The sequence below is a fragment of the Anoxybacillus amylolyticus genome (assembly GCF_001634285.1).
Classification (GTDB): Bacteria; Bacillota; Bacilli; order Bacillales; family Anoxybacillaceae; genus Anoxybacteroides; species Anoxybacteroides amylolyticum.
This window is the reverse complement of sequence record NZ_CP015438.1, coordinates 667,501-693,273: the sequence shown is the minus strand read 5'-3', so window position 1 is coordinate 693,273 and position 25,773 is coordinate 667,501. Positions and strand designations below refer to the sequence as shown.

General features: G+C 46.3%; 22 protein-coding genes, 2 rRNA genes and 1 riboswitch (1 of these 25 only partly in view). Of the genes, 3 read left to right on the top strand and 21 right to left on the bottom strand.

Features of this window, described 5'->3' with window-relative positions:
* Positions 1-52 precede the first annotated feature (52 nt).
* From GFC30_RS03490 to GFC30_RS03460, 7 genes are all read right to left on the bottom strand, one after another.
* Positions 53-1,216: a CamS family sex pheromone protein gene (locus GFC30_RS03490; RefSeq protein WP_066322928.1), complete on the bottom strand. Its 1,164-nt coding sequence runs from the start codon at positions 1,214-1,216 to the stop codon at positions 53-55.
* The gene (ligA, locus tag GFC30_RS03485) at positions 1,213-3,216 is read right to left on the bottom strand and encodes an NAD-dependent DNA ligase LigA (RefSeq protein ID WP_066322927.1); all 2,004 of its coding nucleotides are present in this window, start codon (positions 3,214-3,216) and stop codon (positions 1,213-1,215) included. The genes GFC30_RS03490 and ligA overlap by 4 nt, the downstream gene beginning before the upstream one ends.
* Positions 3,217-3,228: 12 nt before the next feature.
* Complete coding sequence (pcrA, locus tag GFC30_RS03480; RefSeq protein WP_066327092.1) at positions 3,229-5,394, bottom strand: DNA helicase PcrA; 2,166 nt, start codon at positions 5,392-5,394, stop codon at positions 3,229-3,231.
* A 51-nt stretch (positions 5,395-5,445) separates the two neighbouring features.
* On the bottom strand, positions 5,446-6,135 hold the full coding sequence (gene pcrB, locus GFC30_RS03475) for a heptaprenylglyceryl phosphate synthase (protein WP_066327090.1): 690 nt from the start codon (positions 6,133-6,135) through the stop codon (positions 5,446-5,448).
* 91 nt (positions 6,136-6,226) lie between these two features.
* Complete coding sequence (locus GFC30_RS03470) at positions 6,227-6,535, bottom strand: YerC/YecD family TrpR-related protein (RefSeq protein WP_066322926.1); 309 nt, start codon at positions 6,533-6,535, stop codon at positions 6,227-6,229.
* Between the two features lie 14 nt (positions 6,536-6,549).
* Positions 6,550-7,554 carry a DUF3048 domain-containing protein gene (locus GFC30_RS03465; protein ID WP_066322925.1) on the bottom strand — a complete coding sequence of 335 codons (1,005 nt, stop codon included), beginning with the start codon at positions 7,552-7,554 and terminating at the stop codon, positions 6,550-6,552.
* A gap of 28 nt (positions 7,555-7,582) precedes the next feature.
* Positions 7,583-9,322, bottom strand: a complete 1,740-nt coding sequence (locus GFC30_RS03460) for an adenine deaminase C-terminal domain-containing protein (RefSeq protein WP_066327087.1) — start codon at positions 9,320-9,322, stop codon at positions 7,583-7,585.
* Positions 9,323-9,418: 96 nt separating this feature from the next.
* On the opposite strand from GFC30_RS03460, the gene GFC30_RS03455 reads away from it, so the two are divergent.
* Complete coding sequence (locus tag GFC30_RS03455) at positions 9,419-9,664, top strand: YgaP family membrane protein (RefSeq protein WP_066322924.1); 246 nt, start codon at positions 9,419-9,421, stop codon at positions 9,662-9,664.
* Between the two features lie 74 nt (positions 9,665-9,738).
* Complete coding sequence (locus GFC30_RS17660; protein ID WP_338012311.1) at positions 9,739-9,837, top strand: EYxxD motif small membrane protein; 99 nt, start codon at positions 9,739-9,741, stop codon at positions 9,835-9,837.
* Here GFC30_RS17660 and purD read toward each other — a convergent pair.
* From purD to purE, 12 genes are all read right to left on the bottom strand, one after another.
* The gene (purD, locus tag GFC30_RS03450; RefSeq protein ID WP_066322923.1) at positions 9,803-11,083 is read right to left on the bottom strand and encodes a phosphoribosylamine--glycine ligase; all 1,281 of its coding nucleotides are present in this window, start codon (positions 11,081-11,083) and stop codon (positions 9,803-9,805) included. The genes GFC30_RS17660 and purD overlap by 35 nt on opposite strands.
* A gap of 12 nt (positions 11,084-11,095) precedes the next feature.
* Positions 11,096-12,631 carry a bifunctional phosphoribosylaminoimidazolecarboxamide formyltransferase/IMP cyclohydrolase gene (purH, locus tag GFC30_RS03445; RefSeq protein ID WP_066322922.1) on the bottom strand — a complete coding sequence of 512 codons (1,536 nt, stop codon included), beginning with the start codon at positions 12,629-12,631 and terminating at the stop codon, positions 11,096-11,098.
* Entirely contained in the window at positions 12,624-13,202 is a 579-nt protein-coding gene (purN, locus tag GFC30_RS03440; protein ID WP_066322921.1) for a phosphoribosylglycinamide formyltransferase, read from the bottom strand. The genes purH and purN overlap by 8 nt, the downstream gene beginning before the upstream one ends.
* Entirely contained in the window at positions 13,199-14,236 is a 1,038-nt protein-coding gene (gene purM / locus GFC30_RS03435; protein ID WP_066322920.1) for a phosphoribosylformylglycinamidine cyclo-ligase, read from the bottom strand. Before purM ends, purN begins: the two co-directional genes overlap by 4 nt.
* Before the next feature lie 72 nt (positions 14,237-14,308).
* Complete coding sequence (gene purF / locus GFC30_RS03430; RefSeq protein WP_066322919.1) at positions 14,309-15,697, bottom strand: amidophosphoribosyltransferase; 1,389 nt, start codon at positions 15,695-15,697, stop codon at positions 14,309-14,311.
* Positions 15,673-17,898 (bottom strand): phosphoribosylformylglycinamidine synthase subunit PurL, encoded by a 2,226-nt coding sequence (purL, locus tag GFC30_RS03425; RefSeq protein ID WP_066322918.1) that lies wholly within the window; start codon positions 17,896-17,898, stop codon positions 15,673-15,675. Before purL ends, purF begins: the two co-directional genes overlap by 25 nt.
* The gene (purQ, locus tag GFC30_RS03420; RefSeq protein WP_066322917.1) at positions 17,882-18,568 is read right to left on the bottom strand and encodes a phosphoribosylformylglycinamidine synthase subunit PurQ; all 687 of its coding nucleotides are present in this window, start codon (positions 18,566-18,568) and stop codon (positions 17,882-17,884) included. The genes purL and purQ overlap by 17 nt, the downstream gene beginning before the upstream one ends.
* Positions 18,565-18,819, bottom strand: a complete 255-nt coding sequence (purS, locus tag GFC30_RS03415) for a phosphoribosylformylglycinamidine synthase subunit PurS (protein ID WP_066327084.1) — start codon at positions 18,817-18,819, stop codon at positions 18,565-18,567. Before purS ends, purQ begins: the two co-directional genes overlap by 4 nt.
* Positions 18,820-18,822: 3 nt before the next feature.
* Positions 18,823-19,533, bottom strand: coding sequence for a phosphoribosylaminoimidazolesuccinocarboxamide synthase (gene purC, locus GFC30_RS03410; protein ID WP_066322916.1), 711 nt, complete (start codon positions 19,531-19,533; stop codon positions 18,823-18,825).
* Between the two features lie 72 nt (positions 19,534-19,605).
* Complete coding sequence (gene purB / locus GFC30_RS03405; protein ID WP_066322915.1) at positions 19,606-20,898, bottom strand: adenylosuccinate lyase; 1,293 nt, start codon at positions 20,896-20,898, stop codon at positions 19,606-19,608.
* Positions 20,895-22,037 carry a 5-(carboxyamino)imidazole ribonucleotide synthase gene (gene purK, locus GFC30_RS03400; RefSeq protein WP_066322914.1) on the bottom strand — a complete coding sequence of 381 codons (1,143 nt, stop codon included), beginning with the start codon at positions 22,035-22,037 and terminating at the stop codon, positions 20,895-20,897. Before purK ends, purB begins: the two co-directional genes overlap by 4 nt.
* On the bottom strand, positions 22,030-22,518 hold the full coding sequence (gene purE / locus GFC30_RS03395; protein ID WP_066322913.1) for a 5-(carboxyamino)imidazole ribonucleotide mutase: 489 nt from the start codon (positions 22,516-22,518) through the stop codon (positions 22,030-22,032). The genes purK and purE overlap by 8 nt, the downstream gene beginning before the upstream one ends.
* A 105-nt stretch (positions 22,519-22,623) precedes the next feature.
* Positions 22,624-22,725, bottom strand: a riboswitch (purine riboswitch).
* A gap of 166 nt (positions 22,726-22,891) precedes the next feature.
* Here purE and GFC30_RS03390 point away from each other — a divergent pair.
* A complete protein-coding gene (locus tag GFC30_RS03390; protein WP_066322912.1) occupies positions 22,892-23,338 on the top strand; it encodes an Hsp20/alpha crystallin family protein in 447 nt (148 codons plus the stop codon).
* A gap of 150 nt (positions 23,339-23,488) precedes the next feature.
* On the opposite strand, the gene rrf is transcribed toward GFC30_RS03390, so the two are convergent.
* Together rrf and GFC30_RS03380 are read right to left on the bottom strand one after the other, a co-directional pair.
* Positions 23,489-23,605 (bottom strand): 5S ribosomal RNA (gene rrf, locus GFC30_RS03385).
* Positions 23,606-23,924: 319 nt separating this feature from the next.
* Positions 23,925-25,773: ribosomal RNA gene (locus GFC30_RS03380) — 23S ribosomal RNA — on the bottom strand (it continues 1,076 nt past the right edge of the window).

Sequence of the window (25,773 nt, the reverse complement as noted above, 5' to 3'; positions counted from 1 at the left end):
AACCCACATTTATCATTCTAACGAATATGCTGTACTTATTCAATTGCAAGCATCACTGATAAATGTGAACAAACGGCTCATCTGCTTTCGCCGGGCGCACAATAATACTTTCTGGCCCACTGACAGAAGAAATATAAACGTTTACGTTGACATAGTCAGGAAACTTCTCCATGACTAACCCTGTCACATATTGCGTAAACGCAATCACTTCCGCTTTCCCATAAAACTGCATTGGGATCGTAATGGTTAACTGTTGCAATTGGTCATCGACATAAAACGCTTTGCCAATAACCCCTGTGTAATTCGGGAAAAAGTCTTCGACATCAGACTTAAAGTTTAAAAATTTCATTAAATCGTCCCGATGGTTTTTTTCTGCATCATCGGAAGGAAACAGTGCATATTCTTCGTTGATTTTTGTCCAGCGATCAATGGTATCGCTCCCTTGATCGACATTCGCCATCGCAAAAAAGTGGCCAGGGATCATCGATGTTCTTGGCTGCTGTTTAAATAACGCCATCGTAATCGGTACATTTTTTAATTCTTTGATGTGCCGGATGCGCGACAACACTTCGGAAGCAATGCGCTTCCCTTCTCGTTCGATTTCCGCATCGCTTATTTCCACTTCCCGTGGATAGCCTTGCTCTGTTTGGTAATAATGGACGGAATTAAGGGCGAGGCCAATGACCACTCCGCCAAGCTGCACTTTCCCGTTATCATTTTTCGTTAAATAATCGTGTTCTAAAATGCTTGCTAAATAAATTGGGCTTTTTGTATTTTTTTCTTCGTTTGTTCCTTGATCGCTTAATACCGGATTGAGCCCAATATTATCAGCTTCGGTCATTCCTTCTTCTTTTAATTGCTCCTTTGTCATTTTGCGCATTAGCCATTTTTTAATTGTTTCTTTATCTAAATATTGTCCCTCTTGAAATAAATAATCTTTCGGGGAAAAGCGCTGTTGGGCAAGTCGCATTAACCCTGTTTCAAATTCGTCCACATCTAAGCGCGTATTCAAATTTTCCACCGCAAGCCCGCGCGCTTCAGATGGGGTAAACGGCAAAATCATTCGATAATACGAATCGGAAATATTGTATTTTGGAATGACCGCTGTTTGTTGTTTATTATTTTTCTCTTGGACAACTTGTTGTTCGCCAAATTTCGGCGCACACGCTGCTAAAAAAAGCATGAGTGCTGCCGTTACCATCGCTACTTTTTTCATGTTGTTGACACCTGCCGTTCCATTTCTTGAAGAAAACGCGCCTCGTCCCAAACCTCAATGCCGAGTTGCTTCGCTTTCGTCAATTTCGACCCCGCATCTACTCCTGCAATGACTAAATCGGTATTTTTGCTGACGCTGTTCGTCACATTGCCGCCAAGCTGTTCAATTTTCTCTTTCGCTTCGTTGCGCGATAACGTTTCGAGTTTTCCAGTTAATACAATTGTTTTCCCTGCAAAAGGAGACGTGTGAATAGCCGCGCTTGCTTTCTGCCCTTTATAGGTCATGTTGACGCCGTAAGAACGCAATTCATCTAGCAGCTCTTTCACTTCTTGTTTGGCAAAATACGTAACAATGGAATCCCCCATTTTTTCACCAATTTCATGAATAGCGGTCAGTTCTTCTTTCGTTGCTGCTTGTAGCCGTTCCATCGTTTCAAACTGTTCTGCTAAAATTTTTGCCGCTTTTGCCCCGACATGACGAATCCCAAGCCCAAACAAGAGGCGTTCTAACGAATTTTGTTTCGATGCCTCAATTGCTTGCAGCAAATTCGTGGCGGATTTTTCTCCCATTCGCTCTAACGCTAGCAACTGCTCTTTCGTTAACGCATATAAATCAGCGACATCGCGAACAAGCCCGGCTTGGAACAACTGGGCAACAACTTTTTCCCCAAGCCCGTCAATGTTCATTGCTTGGCGCGATACGAAATGAATTAGCCCTTCGCGAATTTGCGCCGGACATTTCGGGTTTAAACAGCGCAGCGCGACTTCCCCGTCTAACCGAACGAGCGCGCTACCGCATTCTGGGCAATGCGTCGGCATGCAAAACGGTTGCTCGCTTCCTGTGCGCCGTTCTGGCAACGCGCTGACGACTTCTGGAATAATGTCACCTGCTTTTTTGACGACGACAACATCGCCAATCATAATGCCTTTTGCGCGAATTAAATCTTCGTTATGAAGCGAGGCGCGCTGAACAACCGTTCCGGCAATGCGAACCGGCTCTAAAATCGCCGTCGGCGTCACTACCCCTGTCCGCCCGACACTTAATTCAATGCCGATTAATTTCGTGACTGCTTCTTCGGCTGGAAACTTATAAGCAATCGCCCAACGCGGGCTTTTCGCTGTTGCCCCGAGCTGTTTTTGCTGTTCGAACGAATCCACTTTAATGACAATGCCGTCAATATCATAAGGAAGATGGGGGCGTTTTTTTTGCCAGCTGTTAACAAATTCTATTACTTCTTCTATCGTTGCACAGCGACGGCGCTCTGGATTTGTTTTAAAGCCGAGCTGCTGCAAATAATCAAGCGCTTCGCTATGTGAGTGAATTCCAAGTTCTTCAGCATTCACTAACGCGTATACAAACATATCTAAATGGCGGGATGCCGCTATTTTCGGGTCTAGCTGCCGCAAAGAACCCGCTGCCGCGTTGCGAGGATTAGCAAATACTTCTTCGCCGCGAGCTGCCCGCTCTTCATTTAATCGTTCAAATGACCGCTTCGGCATATACGCCTCCCCGCGCGCTTCTAATGTCAACGGGTGTTTAAGCTTTAGCGGAAGCGAACGAATCGTTTTTAAATTTTCCGTAATGTCTTCTCCCGTAACACCGTCGCCGCGCGTTGCTCCTTGAATAAAGAAGCCATCTTCATACCGAACCGAAACAGCTAATCCGTCTATTTTTAGTTCGCAAACATATGCGACCTCGCCTACTTCTTGGCGGACACGGCGGTCAAAATCGCGCAAATCCCCTTCGTTAAACGCGTTCGCAAGGCTTAGCATCGGCACGCGATGTTCGACTTTTTGAAAAGCGTCTAGCGCTTGTCCACCAACGCGCTGAGAAGGAGAGTCTTTCGTTTTAAGCGCTGGATATTGCTCTTCTAACGCAATTAGTTCTTGCATCAATCGGTCATATTCCGCATCCGTTACCGACGGACGATCGAGTACGTAATATTCGTAGTTATATTGATTTAACAAGCGGCGCAATTCCTCTATCCGTTCCATCGCCATTTGCTCTTCACCTCACACTTTTGTAATTGGGGCAAATTGGGCTAATAGGCGTTTAACACCGGTCGGGCTTGGGAAAGCGACATCGAGCTCAAGGTCATCCCCTTCCCCGCGCACGCTAACAATCGTGCCAATTCCCCACTTTTTATGTTCGACTTTGTCGCCTACTTTCCAACCTTTCGTGGTAGTTGCCGTCATTCGTGTCGGCGCCGCTTTTGGCGTCCATGCTTTTTTATGCACTTGTTCGACGAGTTCGTCCGGAATTTCCGTCACAAAGCGAGACAATGGGTTTATCATCGTTCTCCCAAACAATGTCCGCATTTGAGCACTTGTGATAAATAGCTCTTCTTCGGCGCGTGTAATGCCGACATACGCCAAGCGCCGCTCTTCTTCCATTTCTTCTTCATTATCAAGCGAGCGGTTATGTGGAAAAATCCCTTCTTCCATGCCGATTAAAAAGACGACCGGAAACTCAAGTCCTTTTGCCGAGTGAAGCGTCATTAATACAACCGCTTCGTTTTCTTTTTCCTCTGGCGCATTCAGCTGATCGATATCGGCAACTAACGCTAAATCGGTTAAAAAGGCGATGAGCGATTTGTCTTCATTGACATTTTCAAAATGCTTCGTCACCGATAAAAACTCGTCAATGTTTTCCAGCCGGCTTTGAGCTTCTAACGTTTTCTCTGCCCGCAACATATCGCGATAGCCCGATTTTTCTAATACGTCCTCCACAAGCTCCGTGACCGATAAAAACTCCTGCATTTGCCCCCAATGCTCGATTTGTCGGCGAAACTCAGTAAGCGGTGCAGCAATACGCGCACTTAGCCCGATTTCTTCAAGTTCACCAAGCGCTTGAAATAAAGAAATTCCGTTTTCGGCGGCATATCGAGAAATTTTTTCGAGCGACGAAGCACCGATGCCCCGCTTCGGCACGTTAATAATTCTTGTAAAACTAATGTCATCGTTCGGGTTGGCGATTACCCGCAAATACGCTAGCACGTCTTTAATTTCTTTTCGGTCATAGAACTTCAACCCGCCAACGATTTTGTACGGAATGTTCGCTTTCAATAACATTTCCTCAATCATCCGCGATTGGGCGTTTGTTCGATACAAAACGGCAAAATCCGCATACCCGCGTTTTCCAGATTCAACGTACTCTTTAATTTTACCGACAACAAATTGTGCTTCATCTGTTTCGCTCATGGCGTCATAATAAACAATTTTTTTTCCTTCCGGATTTTCCGTCCAAAGCTTTTTCGGCTTGCGGTTGTAGTTGTTTTTAATGACTTCATTCGCCGCTTGTAAAATACGTTTTGTCGAGCGATAGTTTTGTTCAAGCAAAATGACTTTGGCGTTCGGATAATCAGTTTCGAACGATAAAATATTTTGGATATCTGCGCCGCGCCAACGATAAATCGACTGGTCCGAATCGCCGACAACGCAAATGTTTTGCAATTTTTCCGCCAGCATCTTCACGAGCCGATATTGCGCTTTGTTCGTATCTTGATACTCATCGATATGAATGTATTGAAATTTGTATTGGTAATACTCTAGCACTTCAGGAACGCGTTCGAATAGATGAACAGTCGTCATAATTAAATCGTCAAAATCAAGGGCGTGGTTGCGAAGTAACCGCTGCTGGTACTCTGTATAGACATCGCTTGCGACTTTTTCATAATAGCTTCCTGCGTTTTTAGCAAATTGCTCTGGCGAAAGCAATTCATTTTTCGCGCTGCTAATCGTACCTAAAATAGAACGCGGGTCAAATTTTTTCGGGTCCATATTTTTCTCGCTTAAAATATGTTTAATGACCGATAGTTGATCGGTCGTATCCAAGATGGAAAAATTGTGGTTAATGCCAATACGATCCACATCACGGCGTAAAATGCGTACACACATGGAATGAAACGTCGAAATCCAAATATCTTCTGCTGCCCCTCCGACAAGTGCTTGCACGCGCTCTTTCATCTCGCGTGCTGCTTTATTTGTAAACGTAATCGCCAAAATATTCCATGGAGCCACATGCTTTCCTGCCATTAAATACGCAATGCGATGCGTTAATACGCGCGTCTTCCCACTTCCCGCTCCCGCCATAATTAAAAGGGGTCCTTCGGTCGTCCGCACCGCCTCTTGTTGCTCTGGATTTAAATTGGCGAGGAGTTTATTCGACAAAAAACTCAACGAAATCACCACCATACAAACATTTGTTCTATTTTACTACACTTTTTCTCCTCAAACAACTTTAACCGCCTGTACAGTTCCAAGCGCTCGTGATAAATCATGATACACCGCATTACCAACGACAATCGTATCCGCATATTGTGCCATTTCCTTTGCCTGCTCTGGCGTTTCAATGCCTCCGCCATAAAACAGCTGCGTATGACTTAATGCTTGTTTGACTTGCTGCACTGTTTGTACGTTGCCGTACGTTCCACTGTACTCTAAATAAAAAATTGGAAGTTTATACATATTTTCCGCAATCCGAGCATAGGCAACGACATCTTCAGCGGAAAGGTTTGCATTCGCTTCGGTCAACACGGCTGCTTTGCATTCTGGATTTAAAATGCAATACCCTTCCATCAAGATTTCGTCCCAATTCATAAGCTCGCCAAATTGCTTTATCGCTTCGTGATGCAGCCCCATCATCCATTTCGTTTGTCCACTATTTAACACCGTCGGGATAAAATAAAAATCAAATCCTGGGGTAACCGCCTCGACATTCACGATTTCTAATACGCATGGAACGGAAAACCGGCGAATGCGCGCCATTAATTCTAGTACGTTTTCAAGCGTTACCCCATCCGTTCCACCGACGATGACCGCATCTGTCCCAGACTCACAAATACGCTCTAGCGCCTCATCGCTAATCGCTTTATTCGGATCTAACTTAAATACGTGGCGCCATTTTCGAACATCATACATACGAAAACCTCCATTAATTCTCTCCATCATTTCATTATAGCAAACTTCTTCTGTTTTCCGCCAAAAAAGGAGCATCCATCAAGAATGCTCCTTATGATACGTGATTCGTTTCCTCTTTAATACGATCAAGCGCCATTGCATACGCATCGTTTCCGTAATTTAAGCATCGTTTCACTCGCGAAATTGTCGCTGTGCTCGCACCAGTTTCTGTTTCAATTTTATGGTATGTATACCCTTCGCGAAGCATGCGCGCTACTTCTAATCGCTGCGCTAATGACTGAATTTCATTGACCGTACATAAATCATCAAAAAAGCGATAACATTCTTCTAAATCGCGAAGCGACAAAATCGCCTTAAACAATTGATCCACTTCTCTTCCTCTCAGTTTATCAATTTGCATTGTTTCACCCTCCATTAATGATATTGCACAATGTCTAGCTGCGGCACAATATTTATCCACGTTTTTCCCGGTACAAATCCAACCGGCACCCCATTTTCATATGGCAATAGGCGACCGTTGACATTTTTCCATTCAACTGCCCGCACCGTTCCGTTTTGAAACAAATACCCGTTTCCACCCGACGTTAAATCGATATCGCGGCGACCGTAGCTGTCACTCATCGTGTGCTTCGCTGCCACGACAAATACGTTTTGCACAAGCACAGGTTCGTGTGTATCATAATCGACCGTTTGCTCGCCTGCGCTATAACGGAAATACCCCTTTTTCTCTGGAATGTACTTATATTGAACGTGGGCATATGCTTGGCGAGAGTAGGCAATTTCCAGTTGTTGCGCCGGCTGTCCCTGCCTTTCGTTTGCGAAAAACGGCAACGGCTCGATCTCTTCTTGCAGCGCATACCCTTTTTCTGTTGCCCCTTTTTCAATGTTCGCAAATGTAATATAGGAGTTGTGGGGCGCTTTACGGAACGAAGCACGCTTAAATAACGTTCCGTCATAAAACAACCCGTTCAAATAATCAGCCGCTCCTGATTCGAGCATTTGCTTCGCCTCCGGGCTCCAGCCGTGGCAAATGTACAAAGCGTCGAACCCTTTGCTTAATTCAATGTAATAATCGCGCGCGCTGCGAACCGGACCAACCTTCTCTGGAAATTCACTTTGGAAAATAGCTAAAAAACGCGTCAAATCCCCTTCCGCTAATACTTCGTACACGATGTCCGCTTTCGGCAACCCCGACTGCGGTCTTGCTTTCGGATGATTGTTAATCATCACCGCCACTGCACGATGAGTTGGTTTCGTTTCCGTAAGTTTTCCTGTCAGCGGAAAAACAAACGCTTGTGGCGTACTTTCTCCTTGCTTCGGCGTTCCTTCCACTGGGGCATTTGGTTGCTGTGTTTGTTCTTGTTTCGCACAGCCGCCAAATAAAAGTACACTAATGATCGCAAGTATCCACCGCTTCAATGCTCACACAACCTTTTTCTTTTATATTTTAACGCATTATCGATGGAAAGAGTATTGTTTTGTTCATGACATCATAAATTCCTTTTGGCGTAATCCGAATATACGGCAAATGCGTCGATTGGAAAAACAAAAGCGAATACACCGGATCGACAAAACGATACCCTCTCTGGGCTAATATCGTTTTCAATTGTTTCTCTTCCATCATCAGTTCTTCGACCCGTTTCGTTGACATCACTCCGCCAAGCAGGAGGGGAATTTCATGAATGACTTCCCCGTTTTCCGCAAGCACAATGCCCCCACCAATTTCATTCATGCGCTGAAACGCTAGCAACATATCGCGTTTACTTTTTCCGATGACTAATATGTCCCCTGTATTTGAATAGGAACTAGCGAGCCCTTTCACGTGCGTGGCGAACCCTTTCACGACCGTATTCACTCGCCATTTTCCATTTCGGTCCACAAGCATGAAAAAGCTCTCATCATGGGTTGTCGATAGTTCATCGTGCGAGGTGTCGATCGAAATAGAATATGGGCGCATAATGACGGAGTTTTCCATATACATTCCTAGCGGCATCGAAAACTGCAAATCATCGAGCGAAAGCTGCCACGTTAAGTGAAGTGGCGCCAGCCCGTACACTCCCCAGTCAAGCGAAGAACCCTTTGGAGAGTAACCATCCCGCTTCACCCACTGCCCTTTCGCGAGCACGCTAACCGGCGTCGGGTCATCTGGTGCCTGTAAAAAGTTAATATGGGCAATCCGTCCTGTCGTAATCGAGCCGTGCAGATGCTCCATCTGATAATGGCGTGCCACATTCACCGTCGCCATTTGATAAGCGTCGATAATGGGCACCCCTTTTTCGATCGCAAGGCGAATCATTTGGTCAATCACCCCATGTTCGTAAAACGATGGGGGCGAGCCGTCCGTCGTAAAAATAAGGCGGTCATATTGTTCCATGCCTAACGCTTTCATTTCTTCAAGCAACACCGGCAAGTCTGGGCGAATCGACGAGTAGCGAAGCGACACAGTATACCCGTGCAATAGCCGCTCATACACTTCTTTTCCTGTCATCGCCTCATGGTCGCAGTCCGCACCGATGAGCATCATCTTTGTAAGCGTTTTCTCTGAAGCGCCAGGAAAATGACCTTCGATTTGTTTTTTCATTTGCTTTGCTTCTTGAATCCAATAAAGCATCGCATCATCGCCAGCAAGAAGCCGTGGCCATCCAGTCAATTCGCCTCCTTGCACAACCGTTTTTTGTCGTAACCATTCTTTTATCACCGCATACGAAAACTTCTCTTCCTCGTTTGCTAATTCGGTTTGTCCGTCAAAGCGACACCACCAATACATTGTCACTGGAAACGACTCAGCAGCGCGCAAAAAAGAAAACGCTTTCTTTTTGGATAATTGCAATATTAACATTAAGTTGTCGTTAATGATGGTGGTCGTTCCCCATTTGGCTGCATATTCCGCAAACGTTTGGGGATTATATAACTGAAATGGATGCGCATGTGGCTCGATATACCCTGGGACTAAATAATAGCCGCTGCAATCGATCACTTCGCACTGTTCTAAGTTGCTCGGTAGCCGCTCGCCAACATACACGATGCGGTCTTGATCAATCCAAATATTCCCTTTTTTCCATCGGTGCAAATAAGTGTGCAAATAAGTAGCATTCGTTAGCAACTTCGTCGGCGATCGCTTTCCATCAATAATCGCCAATTGTTCACGAAGCTGCTCGCTACTCCAGCGGTATCGTTGTTCAGCCATGTCCATCCCCGTTCCTTTGTTTCCTAAATTGTACCATGTAACCATTTTACCGTATTAAAGTTATTTTCACAAACAAAAAATGAGGAGGTAAAAAAGATGAAAGTGAATATTGGAATCGAAAATGCTTTAATTCGAATTACGTGCGGATTGACATTACTTGCTTGGGCAACAGCGAAGATGGTCAAACGTCCGTGGCGTGATTCATATGTGGTAATAGCGATGCTAGCTGCTATGAAAGTCGCAGAAGGAATAACTAGGTTTTGTCCATTAACTGCCTTGTTGGAAAGATATAAAGAAGCGGACGAAAAACAGCCTCGTTCATGGACAACGAATCCGACGTAAATGTTGGCTCTTTTCTTAAAAAAAGGTGCCCCATTTTCGGGACACCTTTACTCAAATGAAAAGGAGAGTACGAGATGCTTGAGTATATGACCGACATGTCATTTGTGTTAGCGATGGTCATCGGTGGTATTGTTGCCATTACATTTGTCTTTGTTCGGAAAAAGCGCGTTTGATTGCCTTATAACCAATGTCTCGCCGGTAAAACAATTGGTCGCAGCGCACTTTCGCAATTTCGTCGTACACTTCGCGCTGCGCTTCTTGAAGTGTCGCTCCTTTCGCCGCTACTAGTAACACGCGCCCACCGTTTGTCCGCAGCACATCGTCTCGTTTCGTTCCCGCGTGGAATACAAGGGTGCTTTCTTTTAACGTCTCTAATCCAGCAATTTCTGCTCCTTTTTCGTATGTTTCTGGGTAGCCTTTTGCTGCTAAAACGACACCAAGCACCGCTTCATCCGTCCACGCTAACGAAACATCTTTTCCGTCCAACAAATCAAGCAGGAAAGACACAAGATCGGTTTCTAAACGCGGCAACACGACTTGCGCTTCTGGGTCACCGAAGCGGGCATTAAATTCAATCACTTTCGGCCCATCAACAGTAGCGATAAGCCCCGCATATAAAACGCCCGTAAACGGATGCCCTTCTGCCACTAGCGCCTTTGCCACAGGGGAAACGATTTGTTCGACCGCTTGTTGCACGACTTCATCAGCGATTTGCGGAACAGGAGAGTAAGCCCCCATTCCTCCTGTATTCGGACCTTCGTCGTTGTCAAATGCTCGTTTATGATCTTGGGCAATCACCATCGGATACGCTTTTTCACCATGCACAAACGCCATCAGTGAAAATTCTTCTCCTGCTAAAAACTGTTCAATGACGACTTGTTCGCTTGCACTTCCAAATTTTTTCTCGATCATCATTTCATGTAACGCTTCTAGCGCCTCTTCTACTGTCATCGCGACGACAACCCCTTTTCCTGCCGCTAGCCCGTCCGCTTTTATGACAATCGGCGCCCCTTTTTGCTCGACGTACACTTTTGCTTCCTCATAAGAGGTAAACGATGCGTAATCCGCTGTCGGTATATTGTATTTTTTCATTAGCTGCTTCGCAAACGCTTTGCTTCCTTCAATTAGCGCTGCTTCTTTACGCGGACCAAAAATACGCAACCCTTCTGCCTCGAAACGATCAACTATTCCTTGTAAAAGCGGCGCTTCTGGTCCAACGATTGTTAAATCAATTCCTTCTTGTTTAGCAAATTGTACAAGCGCTTCTACCTCATGCTCTTCTATTGGAACAAGCTCAGCAATTTCCGCAATTCCTGGATTTCCTGGCGCCGCGTATAGTTTCATGAGGAGCGGACTCTGCGCGACTTTCCACGCAATCGCATGCTCTCGTCCACCTCGGCCAATAATCAGCACTTTCATCTCGTCTCCCCCTTAGTGTTTAAAATGACGTACCCCAGTAAAGACCATCGCTATCCCGTACTCATTCGCCTTTTGAATCGATTCTTCGTCGCGAATCGACCCACCCGGTTGAATAATGGCTGTAATTCCCGCTTTTGCTGCTGCTTCGACCGTATCGCTCATCGGGAAAAAGGCATCGGACGCTAAAGCGGCACCTTGCGCTTTTTCCCCAGCTTGCTCAATCGCAATTTTTGCCGCGCCGACGCGATTCATTTGACCTGCCCCGACGCCGATTGTCATGCCGTCTTTCGCCAATACAATCGCGTTCGATTTGACATGTTTAACGACTTTCCAAGCCAGCTGCAAATCTTCCCATTCTTGTTCTGTCGGCTCGCGTTTTGTTACTACTTTCAATTCTGCATCATCAAGCGTATACCGATCTTCGTCTTGAACAAGCAAGCCGCCTTTGACCGATACAAGCATTGGTTCGCTCTTTTGCTCTGCGGCAAAATCAACCGTCAACAAGCGAATGTTTTTCTTCTTCATTAAAATCGCTAACGCTTCTTCACTAAACGACGGAGCAATAATAATTTCTAAGAAAATGTCATGCATCTTTAGCGCCGTGTCGCGGTCTACTTCGCGATTTAAGGCAACGATCCCGCCAAAAATCGAGGTCGGGTCAGCTTCGTACGCCCTTGTAAACGCCTCAAAAATCGTTTCTCCTACCCCGACTCCGCACGGATTCATATGTTTAACCGCCACCGCTGCCGCGCTCGTAAATTCCTTCACGATTTGCAATGCAGCGTTCGCATCGTTAATGTTATTGTACGACAATTCTTTTCCGTGCAATTGTTTCGCCGCCGCAATCGAGAACCTCGAGCCTAACGGCTTTTCGTAAAACGCAGCGCGTTGGTGTGGATTTTCCCCATATCTTAAGTCTTGCTTTTTCGTAAACGTGACAGTCAACGTTTCCGGGTAGGATTCCCCTGCTTGGTTTGTTAAGTATTCCGCAATCATTGCGTCATAGGCAGCTGTGTGGCGAAATACTTTCGCCGCTAGCTTTAACTTCATCTCCCTCGATACCGTACCCGTTTCTTTTAATTCTTGTAGCACCGTTTCATAATCAGACGGATCAACAATGACTGTTACATGTTCATGATTTTTTGCTGCTGCCCGAAGCATCGTCGGTCCACCAATATCAATGTTTTCAATGGCTTCCATAAACGTGACATCAGGCTTCGCAATCGTTTGCTGAAACGGATATAAATTCACGACGACTAAATCAATCGGTGTGATCTCATGTTCTTTTAGTTGTTCTATGTGGCATGGATTGCTACGAATCGCCAATAAGCCACCATGAATCATCGGATGCAATGTTTTGACACGTCCGTCTAAAATTTCTGGAAATCCGGTTACATCGGAAATGCTAATGACTGGAATTCCTTCTTGTTCCAATGCTTTTTTCGTTCCGCCGGTCGAAATAATTTCGACTCCTAACTCTACTAGTTGCTTCGCTAATGAAACGATTCCTTCTTTATTGGAAACGCTCAGCAATGCCCGTTTAATCATACGTTTCGACCCTTTCAAGCAATGTTTTTAATACAGCTGGATATAGTTCATGTTCGGTAGCGTGGATTTTTTGTTCGACTTCTTCTAACGACTCCCCTTCTTCAATGAGAACCGCTTGTTGCGCTATAATCGGTCCGGTATCCATTCCTTCATCGACGTAGTGCACCGTAACACCTGTTATTTTGACACCATATCGGTACGCTTGTCCAATGGCATCTTTTCCAGGAAACGCTGGCAACAACGACGGGTGAATATTCACGATTCGTCCTTCGTAAGCAGAAAGAAGCGTCGGACCGATTAAACGCATATAGCCTGCCAACGCAATAAAATCAATGCCGCGCGCTGTGAGCTGCGCTAAAATATCGCGTTCAAAATCGGCTTTCGTCGCATATTCTTTCGGACGAAAAACAAACGTCGGAATCCCTTCTTTTTTCGCCCGCTCCACCACTTTTGCTTCAGGGCGGTCACATACTAATAACGCTACTTCCATCGCTAGTTCCCCACGTTTGACGGCATCGACAATCGCTTGAAAATTCGTTCCGCTCCCAGAGGCAAATATCGCAAGCTTCATTCCATCTTCCCTCCGGCAAACACAACGCCTTCGCCTGTCTTGATGCGGCCGATTAAATATGCTTTTTCCCCAAGCTGCTCCAACTGTTCGAGAAGCGGCTGGATCATTTCACTGTCGACTGCCATCACTAAGCCGATACCCATATTAAAAATATTAAACATTTCTTGGCGGACAAGTTTTCCTTTCTCTTGTAATAAATCAAAAATCGGCGGAATCGGCCAAGAGCCGTAGTCAATTTCGGCACATACTCCTTTCGGCAGCATGCGCGGAATATTCTCGACAAACCCTCCACCAGTAATATGCGCCATTCCTTTAATCGGAAACTCTTTCCGTACGGAGAGCACCGGTTTGACATAAATGCGTGTCGGCTTCAACAATTCCTCCCCTAACGAAAGCGACAACCCATATGTTTCCTGCAAATCAAGTCGTGCTTCTTCCAACAAAATTTTCCGTACAAGCGAATACCCATTGCTATGAATGCCGTTCGAGGCAAGCCCGATTAACGCATCGCCTGCTTGAATTGTTTCCCCTGTAATTAATTCCGCTTTTTCGGCAATACCGACCGCGAATCCCGCCACATCATATTCGTCCGCCTGATACATGCCCGGCATTTCCGCTGTTTCTCCGCCAATTAACGCACATCCCGCTTGTACACACCCATCCGAAATACCTTTCACAATCTGCGCAATTTTTTCCGGAACGGCTTTTCCGCACGCGATATAATCGAGGAAAAACAGTGGCTCTGCCCCTTGCACAACAATATCGTTTACGCACATAGCTACACAGTCAATGCCGATTGTGTCATGTTTATCTAGCAAAAATGCGAGCATTAACTTTGTGCCAACCCCATCTGTTCCTGATACAAGCACCGGCTCATCATAACGAAACTTCGATAGATCAAACATACCGCCAAATCCGCCAAGCCCTCCGATTACTTCCGGACGAGCGGTTTTTTGGACGTGCTTTTTCATTAACGATACGGCTTTATATCCGGCTTCGATGTCTACTCCTGCTCGTTTATATGCGTCCCCCACTTCACTTCCCCCTTTTTCTGTTAAAATCGTCGACCCGTGAGCAGTACTTTCCAAGCAATCATGGATGCATTCTCATTCATGGTACGTCTTTGTCGGATATGTCCCCGTAAAACAAGCCATACATTGCCCGTGCCACTTGGAATCTTTCGGGCGGCCAATCGCCTCTAATAGCCCTTCTTCACTTAAAAAGGCAAGCGAATCTGCCCCAATCATTTGCCGAATTTCTTCGACAGAATGGGTAGCTGCAATCAGCTCTTCTTTTGTCGGGGTGTCGATGCCGTAAAAACATGGGTGGGTGATCGGTGGGGAGCTAATGCGTACATGCACTTCTTTCGCCCCTGCTTCGCGAAGCATGTTCACGATTCGTTTGCTTGTCGTGCCGCGAACAATGGAATCATCAACCATGACGACCCGCTTACCTGCCACTACCCCACGCACTGGTGATAGCTTCATTTTTACCCCTTGTTCCCGTAGCGATTGCGACGGCTGGATAAACGTTCGCCCAACATAGCGATTTTTAATTAAACCAAGCTCATATGGAATGCCCGTTACTTCTGCATAGCCGATCGCGACAGAAATGCTAGAATCTGGTACACCGGTCACCACATCAGCTTCTACTGGCGCCTCAAACGCCAGACGCTTGCCTAAATTTTTGCGAGCTGTATGAATGTTAATGCCATCGACATTGCTATCCGGCCGCGCAAAATAAATGTATTCCATGCTGCAAATCGATCGAAATCGTTTTTCCGCATAGCGTTCGGAATAAATGCCTTCTTTACTGATAATAATCAATTCCCCTGGCTCCACTTCTCGCTCATACGTAGCGCCGACAACATCGAATGCACACGTTTCCGATGCAACAACATACGCATCGCCAAGACGGCCAATCGAAAGGGGGCGAAATCCTTGTGGATCTAAAGCGATATAAAGTTCTGTTTCCGTCAAAAGAAGAAACGCAAACGCTCCTTCTAAATACGTCAACGCCACTTTAATTTGTTCTTTTAACGTCGGCGCCATGCTGCGCCGAATTAAATGGGCAAACACTTCCGTATCTGATGTTGTTTGAAAAATACTTCCTTGCTGCTCAAGGCGAAGTTTTAAATCAGCAGCATTTACTAAATTGCCGTTATGCGCCAACGCGATGCTGCCGCTTTGTGAGCGGAACAAGAGGGGCTGCACATTTTCGTAGCCCCCGCCTCCTGCCGTTGCATAGCGAACATGACCGATGGCCGCTGTTCCGCTTAATTGTTGCAGCGCTCCGTCGCTAAATACTTCGGTTACTAAACCAAGCCCTTTATGGCCTTTTAGCGTTTCACCATTGGCGACAACAATGCCTGCTCCTTCTTGGCCTCGATGCTGCAAACTATGCAACCCATAATACGTCAATTGCGCTGCCTCTTTATGACTAAAAATTCCAAAAATTCCACACTCTTCATTTAAGCCTTTGATTTCAGCAAGCATGGAATAGCTCCTTTCCATACACTTCTCAGTTGTTCTACCGAAAGAGAAATGAACGCGTCACCTGCTTCGCTTTCGATAGAAAGCGTTCCGTCTGCTGTCACTTCACCAATCGCTTTTGCTTCTACAAGCTGTTCAAACGCTACTTTGTTTTCCTTTTTGACCGAAACGACAAAACGAGATTGCGTTTCGCTAAACAATTCCGCGGCAATATCACCGCTAATTGTGACTTTTACTCCTAATCCTTCAGCGTTCATTACACATTCCGCTAATGCTACAGCTAGCCCACCTTCCGCGACATCGTGCGCTGACGCAATGAGCCCCTTCCGAATCGCTTTAAGAAGTGCTTCTTGCCGAGCCGCTTCTACTTCTAAGTTAATGCTTGGTGCTTTCCCAAAAATGTATCCTTCTAACCATTTTTGCAATTCACTTCCACCAAACTCCTGTTTTGCTTCGCCGATGACATAAATGATATCCCCTGCTTGTTTAAACGACTGTGTCGTAATATGAGCGACATCTTCAATAAGCCCGACCATACCGACAATCGGTGTTGGATAAATCGCTTCTCCGTTCGTTTCATTATAAAGGGATACGTTTCCACTAATAACAGGGGTAGAAAGCGCGCGGCATGCTGCGCTCATGCCATCAACTGCTTTTTCTAGCTGCCAAAAAATTTCTGGTTTTTCTGGAGAGCCGAAGTTTAAGCAATCGGTAATCGCAAGCGGCTTTGCCCCCGAACAAACGACGTTTCGCGCCGCTTCAGCAACAGTAATTTTCCCACCTGTTTCTGGGTCTAAATATACGTAGCGAGAGTTGCAATCCGTTGTCATGGCTAACGCTTTTTTTGTTCCGCGAATGCGGACGACTGCTGCGTCGGAACCAGGCGCAACGACCGTATTCGTCCGTACCATATAGTCGTATTGGTCATACACCCACTCTTTGCTTGCAATCGTTGGTTGAGCAAGTAACGCAAGCAACGTTTCTTCATAGTTTTCGATGTGCGGAATATAGTCCATTTTCTGGAATTCTCGATAATACGCTGGTTCAATGGACGGTTTATGATATACAGGTGCATCTTTTGCTAAGGCGTCAACCGGGATTTCTGCGACGACTTCCCCTTGAAAATAAAGGCGAAGCATTTTATCGTCTGTTACTTGACCGATCGCTTTTGCCTCTAGTCCATACTTGGCAAATAGCTCGCTAATTTCTTGTTCTCGCCCTTTTTTCACAACAAGCAGCATGCGTTCTTGTGATTCCGAAAGCATCATTTCATACGGTGTCATGCCTCGTTCACGCTGTGGAACAAGGTCTAAATTCATTTCAATCCCCACGCCCGCTTTACTTGCCATTTCAGCTGAGGAACTAGTGAGACCTGCCGCTCCCATATCTTGAATGCCGACTAACGCATCGGAGTGAACAACTTCTAAACACGCTTCAAGCAATAGCTTTTCCATAAATGGGTCTCCGACTTGCACTGCTGGACGTTTCGCCTCGGATGCTTCCGTCAATTCTTCCGACGCAAATGTCGCTCCGTGAATGCCGTCACGGCCAGTTTTTGCTCCCACATACATTACCGTATTGCCGACGCCGGACGCTACGCCACGTTGAATATCTTCATGGCGAATTAACCCAACACACATCGCGTTAACGAGTGGATTGCCTTCGTACGCTTCATCAAATTGTACTTCCCCTCCAACCGTTGGAATGCCGACACAGTTTCCGTATCCAGCAATTCCTGCTACGACGTGTTCAAACAAATATTTCACCCTTGGCGATGTCAGCTCGCCAAAACGAAGCGAATTCAATAACGCAATTGGACGAGCCCCCATCGAAAAAACGTCGCGAATAATGCCACCGACCCCTGTCGCTGCGCCTTGGTACGGTTCAATCGCTGATGGGTGGTTATGGCTTTCCACTTTAAACGCTACCGCTAACCCGTCCCCAATGTCGACAATGCCTGCTCCTTCTCCCGGACCTTGCAACACATGCTCTCCGTCGGTCGGAAATTTTTTTAACACTGGCTTGGAATTTTTATAGCTACAATGTTCCGACCACATGACAGAGAAAATACCTGTTTCCGTATAGTTTGGCAAACGACCGAGAATGCGTTCTATCATCGCAAATTCTTCGTCCGTCAATCCCATTTCACGATAGAGCTTTTCTTCTTTAATTGTTTTTGGACTTGGCTCAAGAAGTAACGACATGTTTCACCCTCCAATATTTCACGATCGATTGGAACAACTTCAGTCCGTCCGCACTTCCAAGCAGCGCATCAACTGCACGCTCCGGATGCGGCATCATTCCAAGCACGTTTCCATTTTCATTCATAATTCCTGCAATATTTTCTAAACTCCCATTCGGGTTTTCGTCGTGGTAGCGGAAAATGATTTGCCGATTGTCCACTAATTTTTGTAGTGTTTCTTCATCGCAATAATAATTGCCTTCGCCATGAGCAATTGGAATCGTAAGCACTTCTCCTTGTTCATATAGCGACGTAAACATTGTTTCATTATTTTCCACGCTTAGTGTCACTGGTCGACAAATGAATTTAAGGCTATTATTGCGGCGCATCGCCCCCGGCAACAAGCCTGCCTCCAATAAAATTTGAAACCCGTTGCACACACCAAGAATCGGCTTCCCTTCCCCCGCTGCTTTTTGGATTGCTTTCATCACATTCGAAAATCGAGCAATCGCTCCGGAACGAAGATAGTCACCATACGAAAAACCACCCGGCAATAAAATCGCATCAAATGCATCAAGCGAATCGGCTGTATGCCATACGTATTCGACTTCTTCCCCTAATTCATCTTTAATCGCATGATACATATCGACATCGCAGTTCGACCCTGGAAAAACAATGACCGCAAATTTCACTGGACGACGACCTCCTCGATGTCGTAACGATAATCTTCAATGACGGTATTCGCTAATAGTTTTTCACACATTTCCCGAACAAGTTCCTCAATATCTCGTTCGCTTTTTTCAATCACTAGCTCCATAAATTTGCCGATACGGACATCTTGTACTTCACAATAAGATAAGCTATGCAGCGCCCCTTTCACTGCCGTCCCTTGTGGATCTAATACGTTTTCACGCAATGTGACATATACTTTTACTTTGTACATCATTTATCCCCCTAATCTCTGCAAAATAATTTCATAGGCATCCGTTAAGCTTCCTAAATCACGACGAAAGACATCTTTATCAAACTTTTCATTTGTTTCTATGTCCCATAACCGGCACGTATCCGGCGAAATTTCATCAGCTAATACAATCTTTCCTTCCCCATCCAAGCCAAACTCCAGCTTAAAATCAACGAGGCGGACACGACAATGTTGAAAATGTTGGGTGAGGATCTCATTGACCTTTAAAGCATACGCCTTCAACAATGCAAGTTGTTCTGAAGTGGCAAGCTTTAAAATGGCAATGTGGTCTTCCAACAATAGAGGGTCGCCAAGTTCATCGTTTTTGTAATAAAACTCAATAAGCGGTTTTTCTAGGCTCGTCCCTTCAGCGATGCCAAGCCGCTTCGCTAAACTTCCAGCGACGTAATTGCGGACAACAACTTCAAGAGGAATAATCGTTACTTTTTTGACTAATTGCTCCGTATCAGAAAGTTTTTGAATAAAATGATTTTCGACGCCAGCTTCATGTAGCTTCGAGAATAACAAGCTCGTAATTTCGTTGTTTAAACGCCCTTTCCCAGCAATCGTCGCTTTTTTTTCACCATTAAATGCTGTCGCGCTATCTTTATAAGCAACCCAAAGGACGTTCTCGTCATCCGTTTTATACACTTTTTTCGCTTTTCCTTCGTAAAGCAGCTCTAGTTTTTTGACCATGACAAAAGGCCCCCTAGACAGAATATTAGGAATTTTTTGGTTGTTGCATAGGTAAGGAGTTCCTTACCTATGTTATAACCCTAACCGCTCAAAAATCGTATCGACATGTTTCAAGTGATAGTGGTAATCAAAGCAGTCATCGATTTGTTCTTTCGTTAAACGGCTTGTGATCGCTTCGTCGGCTTCGATTAGCGTACGGAACGGAACTTGCGTTTCCCACGCCTCCATCGCTTTCGGCTGCACTAAATCATACGCTTCTTCGCGCGTCATTCCCGTGTCAATGAGCGCTAATAACACACGTTGCGAGTAAATGAGACCGAATGTGCGCTCCATATTTTGCTTCATGTTTTCTGGGAATACGGTCAAGTTTTTCACAATGGTTGCAAAGCGGTTTAACATATAGTTAAGCGCAATGGTTGCATCTGGCAAAATGATGCGCTCCGCAGACGAGTGGGAAATATCCCGTTCATGCCATAGCGGGACGTTTTCATACGCTGTGAGCATATACCCGCGAATGACACGCGCCATGCCTGTCATATTTTCCGAACCGATTGGATTGCGTTTATGCGGCATTGCGGATGATCCTTTTTGTCCCTTGGCGAAAAACTCTTCCACTTCGCGGGTTTCGCTTTTTTGCAGTCCGCGAATTTCAACAGCAAACTTTTCAATCGATGTCGCGATTAGCGCCAATGTCGCCATGTAGTGAGCGTGGCGGTCACGCTGCAACGTTTGCGTTGAAATCGGTGCCGGCTCTAATCCTAGTTTCTCACACACATATTTTTCGACAAACGGCTCAATATTTGCATACGTTCCGACAGCTCCAGAAATTTTTCCGACACGCACCGTTTCTGCCGCTTGCTTGAAACGTTCTAAGTTTCGCTGCATTTCCGCATACCAAAGCGCTAGCTTTAAGCCAAACGTCGTCGGTTCTGCGTGAACGCCGTGTGTACGCCCCATCATCACCGTGTATTTATGCTCTTGCGCTTTTTCTTTTAACACTTGAATAAAATTTTCTAAGTCGCGCAATAAAATCTCATTGGCCTGCTTTAATAAATACGACAACGCCGTATCGACGACATCAGTCGACGTTAGTCCATAATGCACCCATTTTCGCTCTTCCCCAAGCGTTTCTGAAACCGCTCGGGTAAAAGCGACAACGTCATGGCGCGTTTCTTCTTCAATTTCTTTAATGCGCTGAATGTCGAAGGAAGCATGTTTTCGGATTTTCTCTACGTCTTCTTTTGGAATAATTCCAAGCTCCGCCCACGCTTCACACGCTAAAATTTCCACTTCCAGCCACGCCTTAAAGCGGTTTTCCTCGGTCCAAATCGCTCCCATTTCCGGTCTAGTGTACCGTTCAATCATTGTAATCCTCCTTCTTTATTCCAAATGTGCAAGCCATCAATCATCTGCAACGCATCCTCTACCGTTTCTGCCAGCACCGTGACATGCCCCATTTTCCGTTTTTTCTTCGCTTCTTTTTTGCCGTATAAATGAAGATGCACGTTTTGGAATTTCGGAATGTTGTCAATGACCGACTGCACATGCTCGCCTAAAATATTGACCATTACTGCCGGTGTCAACAATTTCGTGCTTCCTAACGGCCAATTGCAGATGGCGCGAACGTGTTGCTGAAATTGAGACGTTGCACAAGCATTAATTGTATAATGACCGGAGTTGTGCGGTCTAGGGGCAAGTTCGTTAATATAAATATCTCCTTCTTTTGTTAAAAACATTTCGACCGCCAACGTGCCGACGAGTTCAAAGTGCTGCGCCAACGTTTTAGCGTAGGAAACTGCTTTTTCTTTCGCCGCTACCGACGTGCGAGCCGGAACAATCGTTTGATGTAAAATATTATCGACATGGATGTTTTCTCCTACCGGGAAAACGCTCGTTTCACCTAATCCGTTTCTTACGACAATCACAGAAATTTCTTTTTCAAACGAAAGCCAACTTTCTAAAACGCAAGCGCCTGCTTGCAATAACACGGCTGCTTTCTCTATATCTTCTTGGCAGCGAATAACTACTTGTCCTTTTCCGTCATACCCACCACGACACGTTTTTAACACACACGGAAAGCCAAGCTGCTCTACGCCCGTCCATAACTCATCGACCGAGTGAATTTCTAAATAAGGTGCAACAGGAAGCCCGGCATTCGTAATCGCTTTTTTTTCCATCGCACGGTCTTGCGTAATCGTTAGCAATTGGCTACCTTGCGGGACGTAGGCGTGCTGAACTAACCAATCAAGCGCAGCTGCATCAATGTTTTCAAACTCATACGTAATCACATCGCTGACATCTGCCAATATTTTAATTGCTTCCAAATCGCTATATTCCCCTATAATTTCGACATCCGCCACCTGACCACAAGGAGAATCAGGCACTGGGTCAAGCACCGCTACACGAAACCCCATTTCTTTTGCTGCAATCGCCATCATCCGGCCGAGCTGTCCACCGCCAATAATGCCTATTGTCTGTCCTGGGAGAATGGTACGCTTACTCAAGCTGATCACTACTTTCCAATACGTCTTGGCGAATGCGCTCTCTTCGCTTTTTTAATGCTTCCATATATTTCGGTTCGTACGTTCCAAGAATGGATGCTGCTAAAAGCCCTGCGTTCGTAGCTCCCGATTTGCCAATCGCCACCGTTGCCACCGGTACACCGCCTGGCATTTGGACGATCGATAAAAGCGAGTCGAGTCCATTCAACGTTTTTGACTGCACCGGCACCCCGATAACAGGAAGCGTTGTTTTCGCTGCGACCATCCCCGGCAAATGTGCAGCTCCTCCTGCGCCAGCAATAATGACTTTAATTCCTCTTCCTTCAGCTTCCTCCGCATATGCAAACATATAATCAGGCGTCCGATGAGCAGAAACAACTTTTTTTTCAAACGGTATTTCTAGCTCAGTTAGGATATCACACGCATGTTTCATCGTATCCCAATCTGATTGGCTTCCCATAATTACTCCAACAAGTGGTTGCATTCCGTTCACCTCATGCTTTTACCATAATAAAAACCCAGAACAAGCGTTCCTTTTCAAGGGAAAGCATCGTTCTGGGCATACTTCGGCCATAGAATGGCAAAAAGCCGTTCCGATCCTTTCCCTCATAGTCCAATAATTTACGGTTATTGGGTAGAAACTTTTGGGCCATATTCCCAAGATTATATGAGGGAGTATAATGAAGTTATCACTATCTTATCAATGTTTTTATAAAAATGTCAACAAATAATCGAACATTTAGCAAAAAACTAAAAATAATGTTCGGTTTTTATCAATTTCACCAATTGTCATTTTCAACATATAATAAGATAGCTTAGTTTCGTACAAATATGAATGGGAAAGAAGGGAGAGGGAAATGAAAACAAACCCTTTTGGAGCATTTCCCGACTGGACAAAACAGTGGGAACAGTTTTTTCAACATGATTTTTGGGGGAGCTTCCAACCCTTTTTCCAACACCAACAAAAATCTGAAAACAGTTCTGGTTTAAACATATATAAAAAAGAAAATGAATTGCTAATTGTTGTTTGCCTACCAGGATTGGAAAGTTTAGAACATGTTGAACTGTATACGTATTATAAAACATTGGAAATTAAAGCGACAATCAACTTGCAATTCGAAGGATTTGAGCTAGTAGAAGAGGGGATTTTTCAAGGAATATGGGAAAAAACAATCGCGCTGCCGTTTGCGGTAAAAGAAGAGCGAATCGAAGCGACCTATCATCACGGACTGCTTATCATTCATCTACACCGGGCAATCCCTGAAGAAAGGAAAAGACGGATTGAAATTAAAAAGATGGAATGAAAAGCGGCTAGCGTATGTACACTAGCCGCTTTTCACCTTTTCCACCGGTGCTTTTTATGGGGGAGAGGATTTTAATGGCGTTAATAAAAACGCAAAATAAACTGGACAAAAAAAGTTAGAGACCGGTTCACCGCTCTCTAACCGTTGTCCGCCTAGCAACGTCCTACTCTTGCAGGGGCGCGAGCCCCAACTACCATCGGCGCTGGAGAGCTTAACTTCCGTGTTCGGGATGGGAACGGGTGTGTCCTCTCCGCCATCGTCACTAGGCTGGTGAAGGATTGTTCCTTCAAAACTAGATAACAGGGGCAGAAGAAAAGGAGTCGCCTACGCTTTTCGTCATGTCTAGCTCCGAACTAACATCCTCCTCCGCGTCCGCTTTCTCCATCGACGTGCAAACACGTCTTCGTCGAAAGCTTGCGCTTCCGTCGGATGTTCCCTTGGCTCCGCCAAGAACCGTTCTCCGCTTTTCCAATTGTCTAGCTTCGGCTCCTAGCCCCTCGAATCGCTTCCATCCTGCTGCGGCGGCAACAGCCTCCTCGCAGGCCTTTCGCTCTCTTCGTGGCTGAACAGTCGCCTACGCTTTTCGTTGGTTAAGTCCTCGATCGATTAGTATCCGTCAGCTGCACGTGTCGCCACGCTTCCACCTCGGACCTATCAACCTCGTCATCTTCGAGGGATCTTACTCGCTTATGCGATGGGAAATCTCATCTTGAGGGGGGCTTCACGCTTAGATGCTTTCAGCGCTTATCCCTTCCGCACATAGCTACCCAGCGGTGCCCTTGGCAGGACAACTGGTACACCAGCGGTGCGTCCATCCCGGTCCTCTCGTACTAAGGACAGCTCCTCTCAAATTTCCTACGCCCGCGACGGATAGGGACCGAACTGTCTCACGACGTTCTGAACCCAGCTCGCGTACCGCTTTAATGGGCGAACAGCCCAACCCTTGGGACCGACTACAGCCCCAGGATGCGATGAGCCGACATCGAGGTGCCAAACCTCCCCGTCGATGTGGACTCTTGGGGGAGATAAGCCTGTTATCCCCGGGGTAGCTTTTATCCGTTGAGCGATGGCCCTTCCATACGGAACCACCGGATCACTAAGCCCGACTTTCGTCCCTGCTCGACTTGTAGGTCTCGCAGTCAAGCTCCCTTCTGCCTTTACACTCTACGAATGATTTCCAACCATTCTGAGGGAACCTTTGGGCGCCTCCGTTACGCTTTAGGAGGCGACCGCCCCAGTCAAACTGCCTACCTGACACTGTCTCCCACCCCGATCAGGGGTGCGGGTTAGAACTTCAGTACGACAAGGGTGGTATCCCAAGGGCGACTCCACCGAGACTGGCGTCCCGGCTTCTCCGTCTCCCACCTATCCTGTACATGTCGTACCAAAATTCAATATCAGGCTGCAGTAAAGCTCCACGGGGTCTTTCCGTCCTGTCGCGGGTAACCTGCATCTTCACAGGTACTATAATTTCACCGGGTCTCTCGTTGAGACAGTGCCCAAGTCGTTACACCTTTCGTGCGGGTCGGAACTTACCCGACAAGGAATTTCGCTACCTTAGGACCGTTATAGTTACGGCCGCCGTTTACTGGGGCTTCGGTTCGCACCTTCGCTTGCGCTAAGCGCTCCCCTTAACCTTCCAGCACCGGGCAGGTGTCAGCCCCTATACTTCGCCTTTCGGCTTCGCAGAGACCTGTGTTTTTGTTAAACAGTCGCTTGGGCCTTTTCACTGCGGCTCTCTCGGGCTTTTCACCCAACAGAGCACCCCTTCTCCCGAAGTTACGGGGTCATTTTGCCGAGTTCCTTAACGAGAGTTCTCCCGCGCACCTTAGGATTCTCTCCTCGCCTACCTGTGTCGGTTTGCGGTACGGGCACCTCTCTCCTCGCTAGAGGCTTTTCTTGGCAGTGTGGAATCAGGAACTTCGGTACTAGTTTTCCCTCGCCGTCACAGCTCAGCCTACTCAAGCGGATTTGCCTACTTGAGGCGCCTAACTGCTTGGACGCGCACTACCAGTCGCGCGCTTGCCCTATCCTCCTGCGTCCCCCCATCGCTCAAACGGAGAGGAGGTGGTACAGGAATCTCTACCTGTTGTCCATCGCCTACGCCTTTCGGCCTCGGCTTAGGTCCCGACTAACCCTGAGCGGACGAGCCTTCCTCAGGAAACCTTAGGCTTTCGGTGCAGAGGATTCTCACCTCTGTTTTCGCTACTCATACCGGCATTCTCACTTCTAAGCGCTCCACCGGTCCTTCCGGTCCGGCTTCTCTGCCCTTAGAACGCTCCCCTACCGATGACGCAAGTCATCCCACAGCTTCGGTGATACGTTTAGCCCCGGTACATTTTCGGCGCAGAGTCACTCGACCAGTGAGCTATTACGCACTCTTTAAATGGTGGCTGCTTCTAAGCCAACATCCTGGTTGTCTGGGCAACTCCACA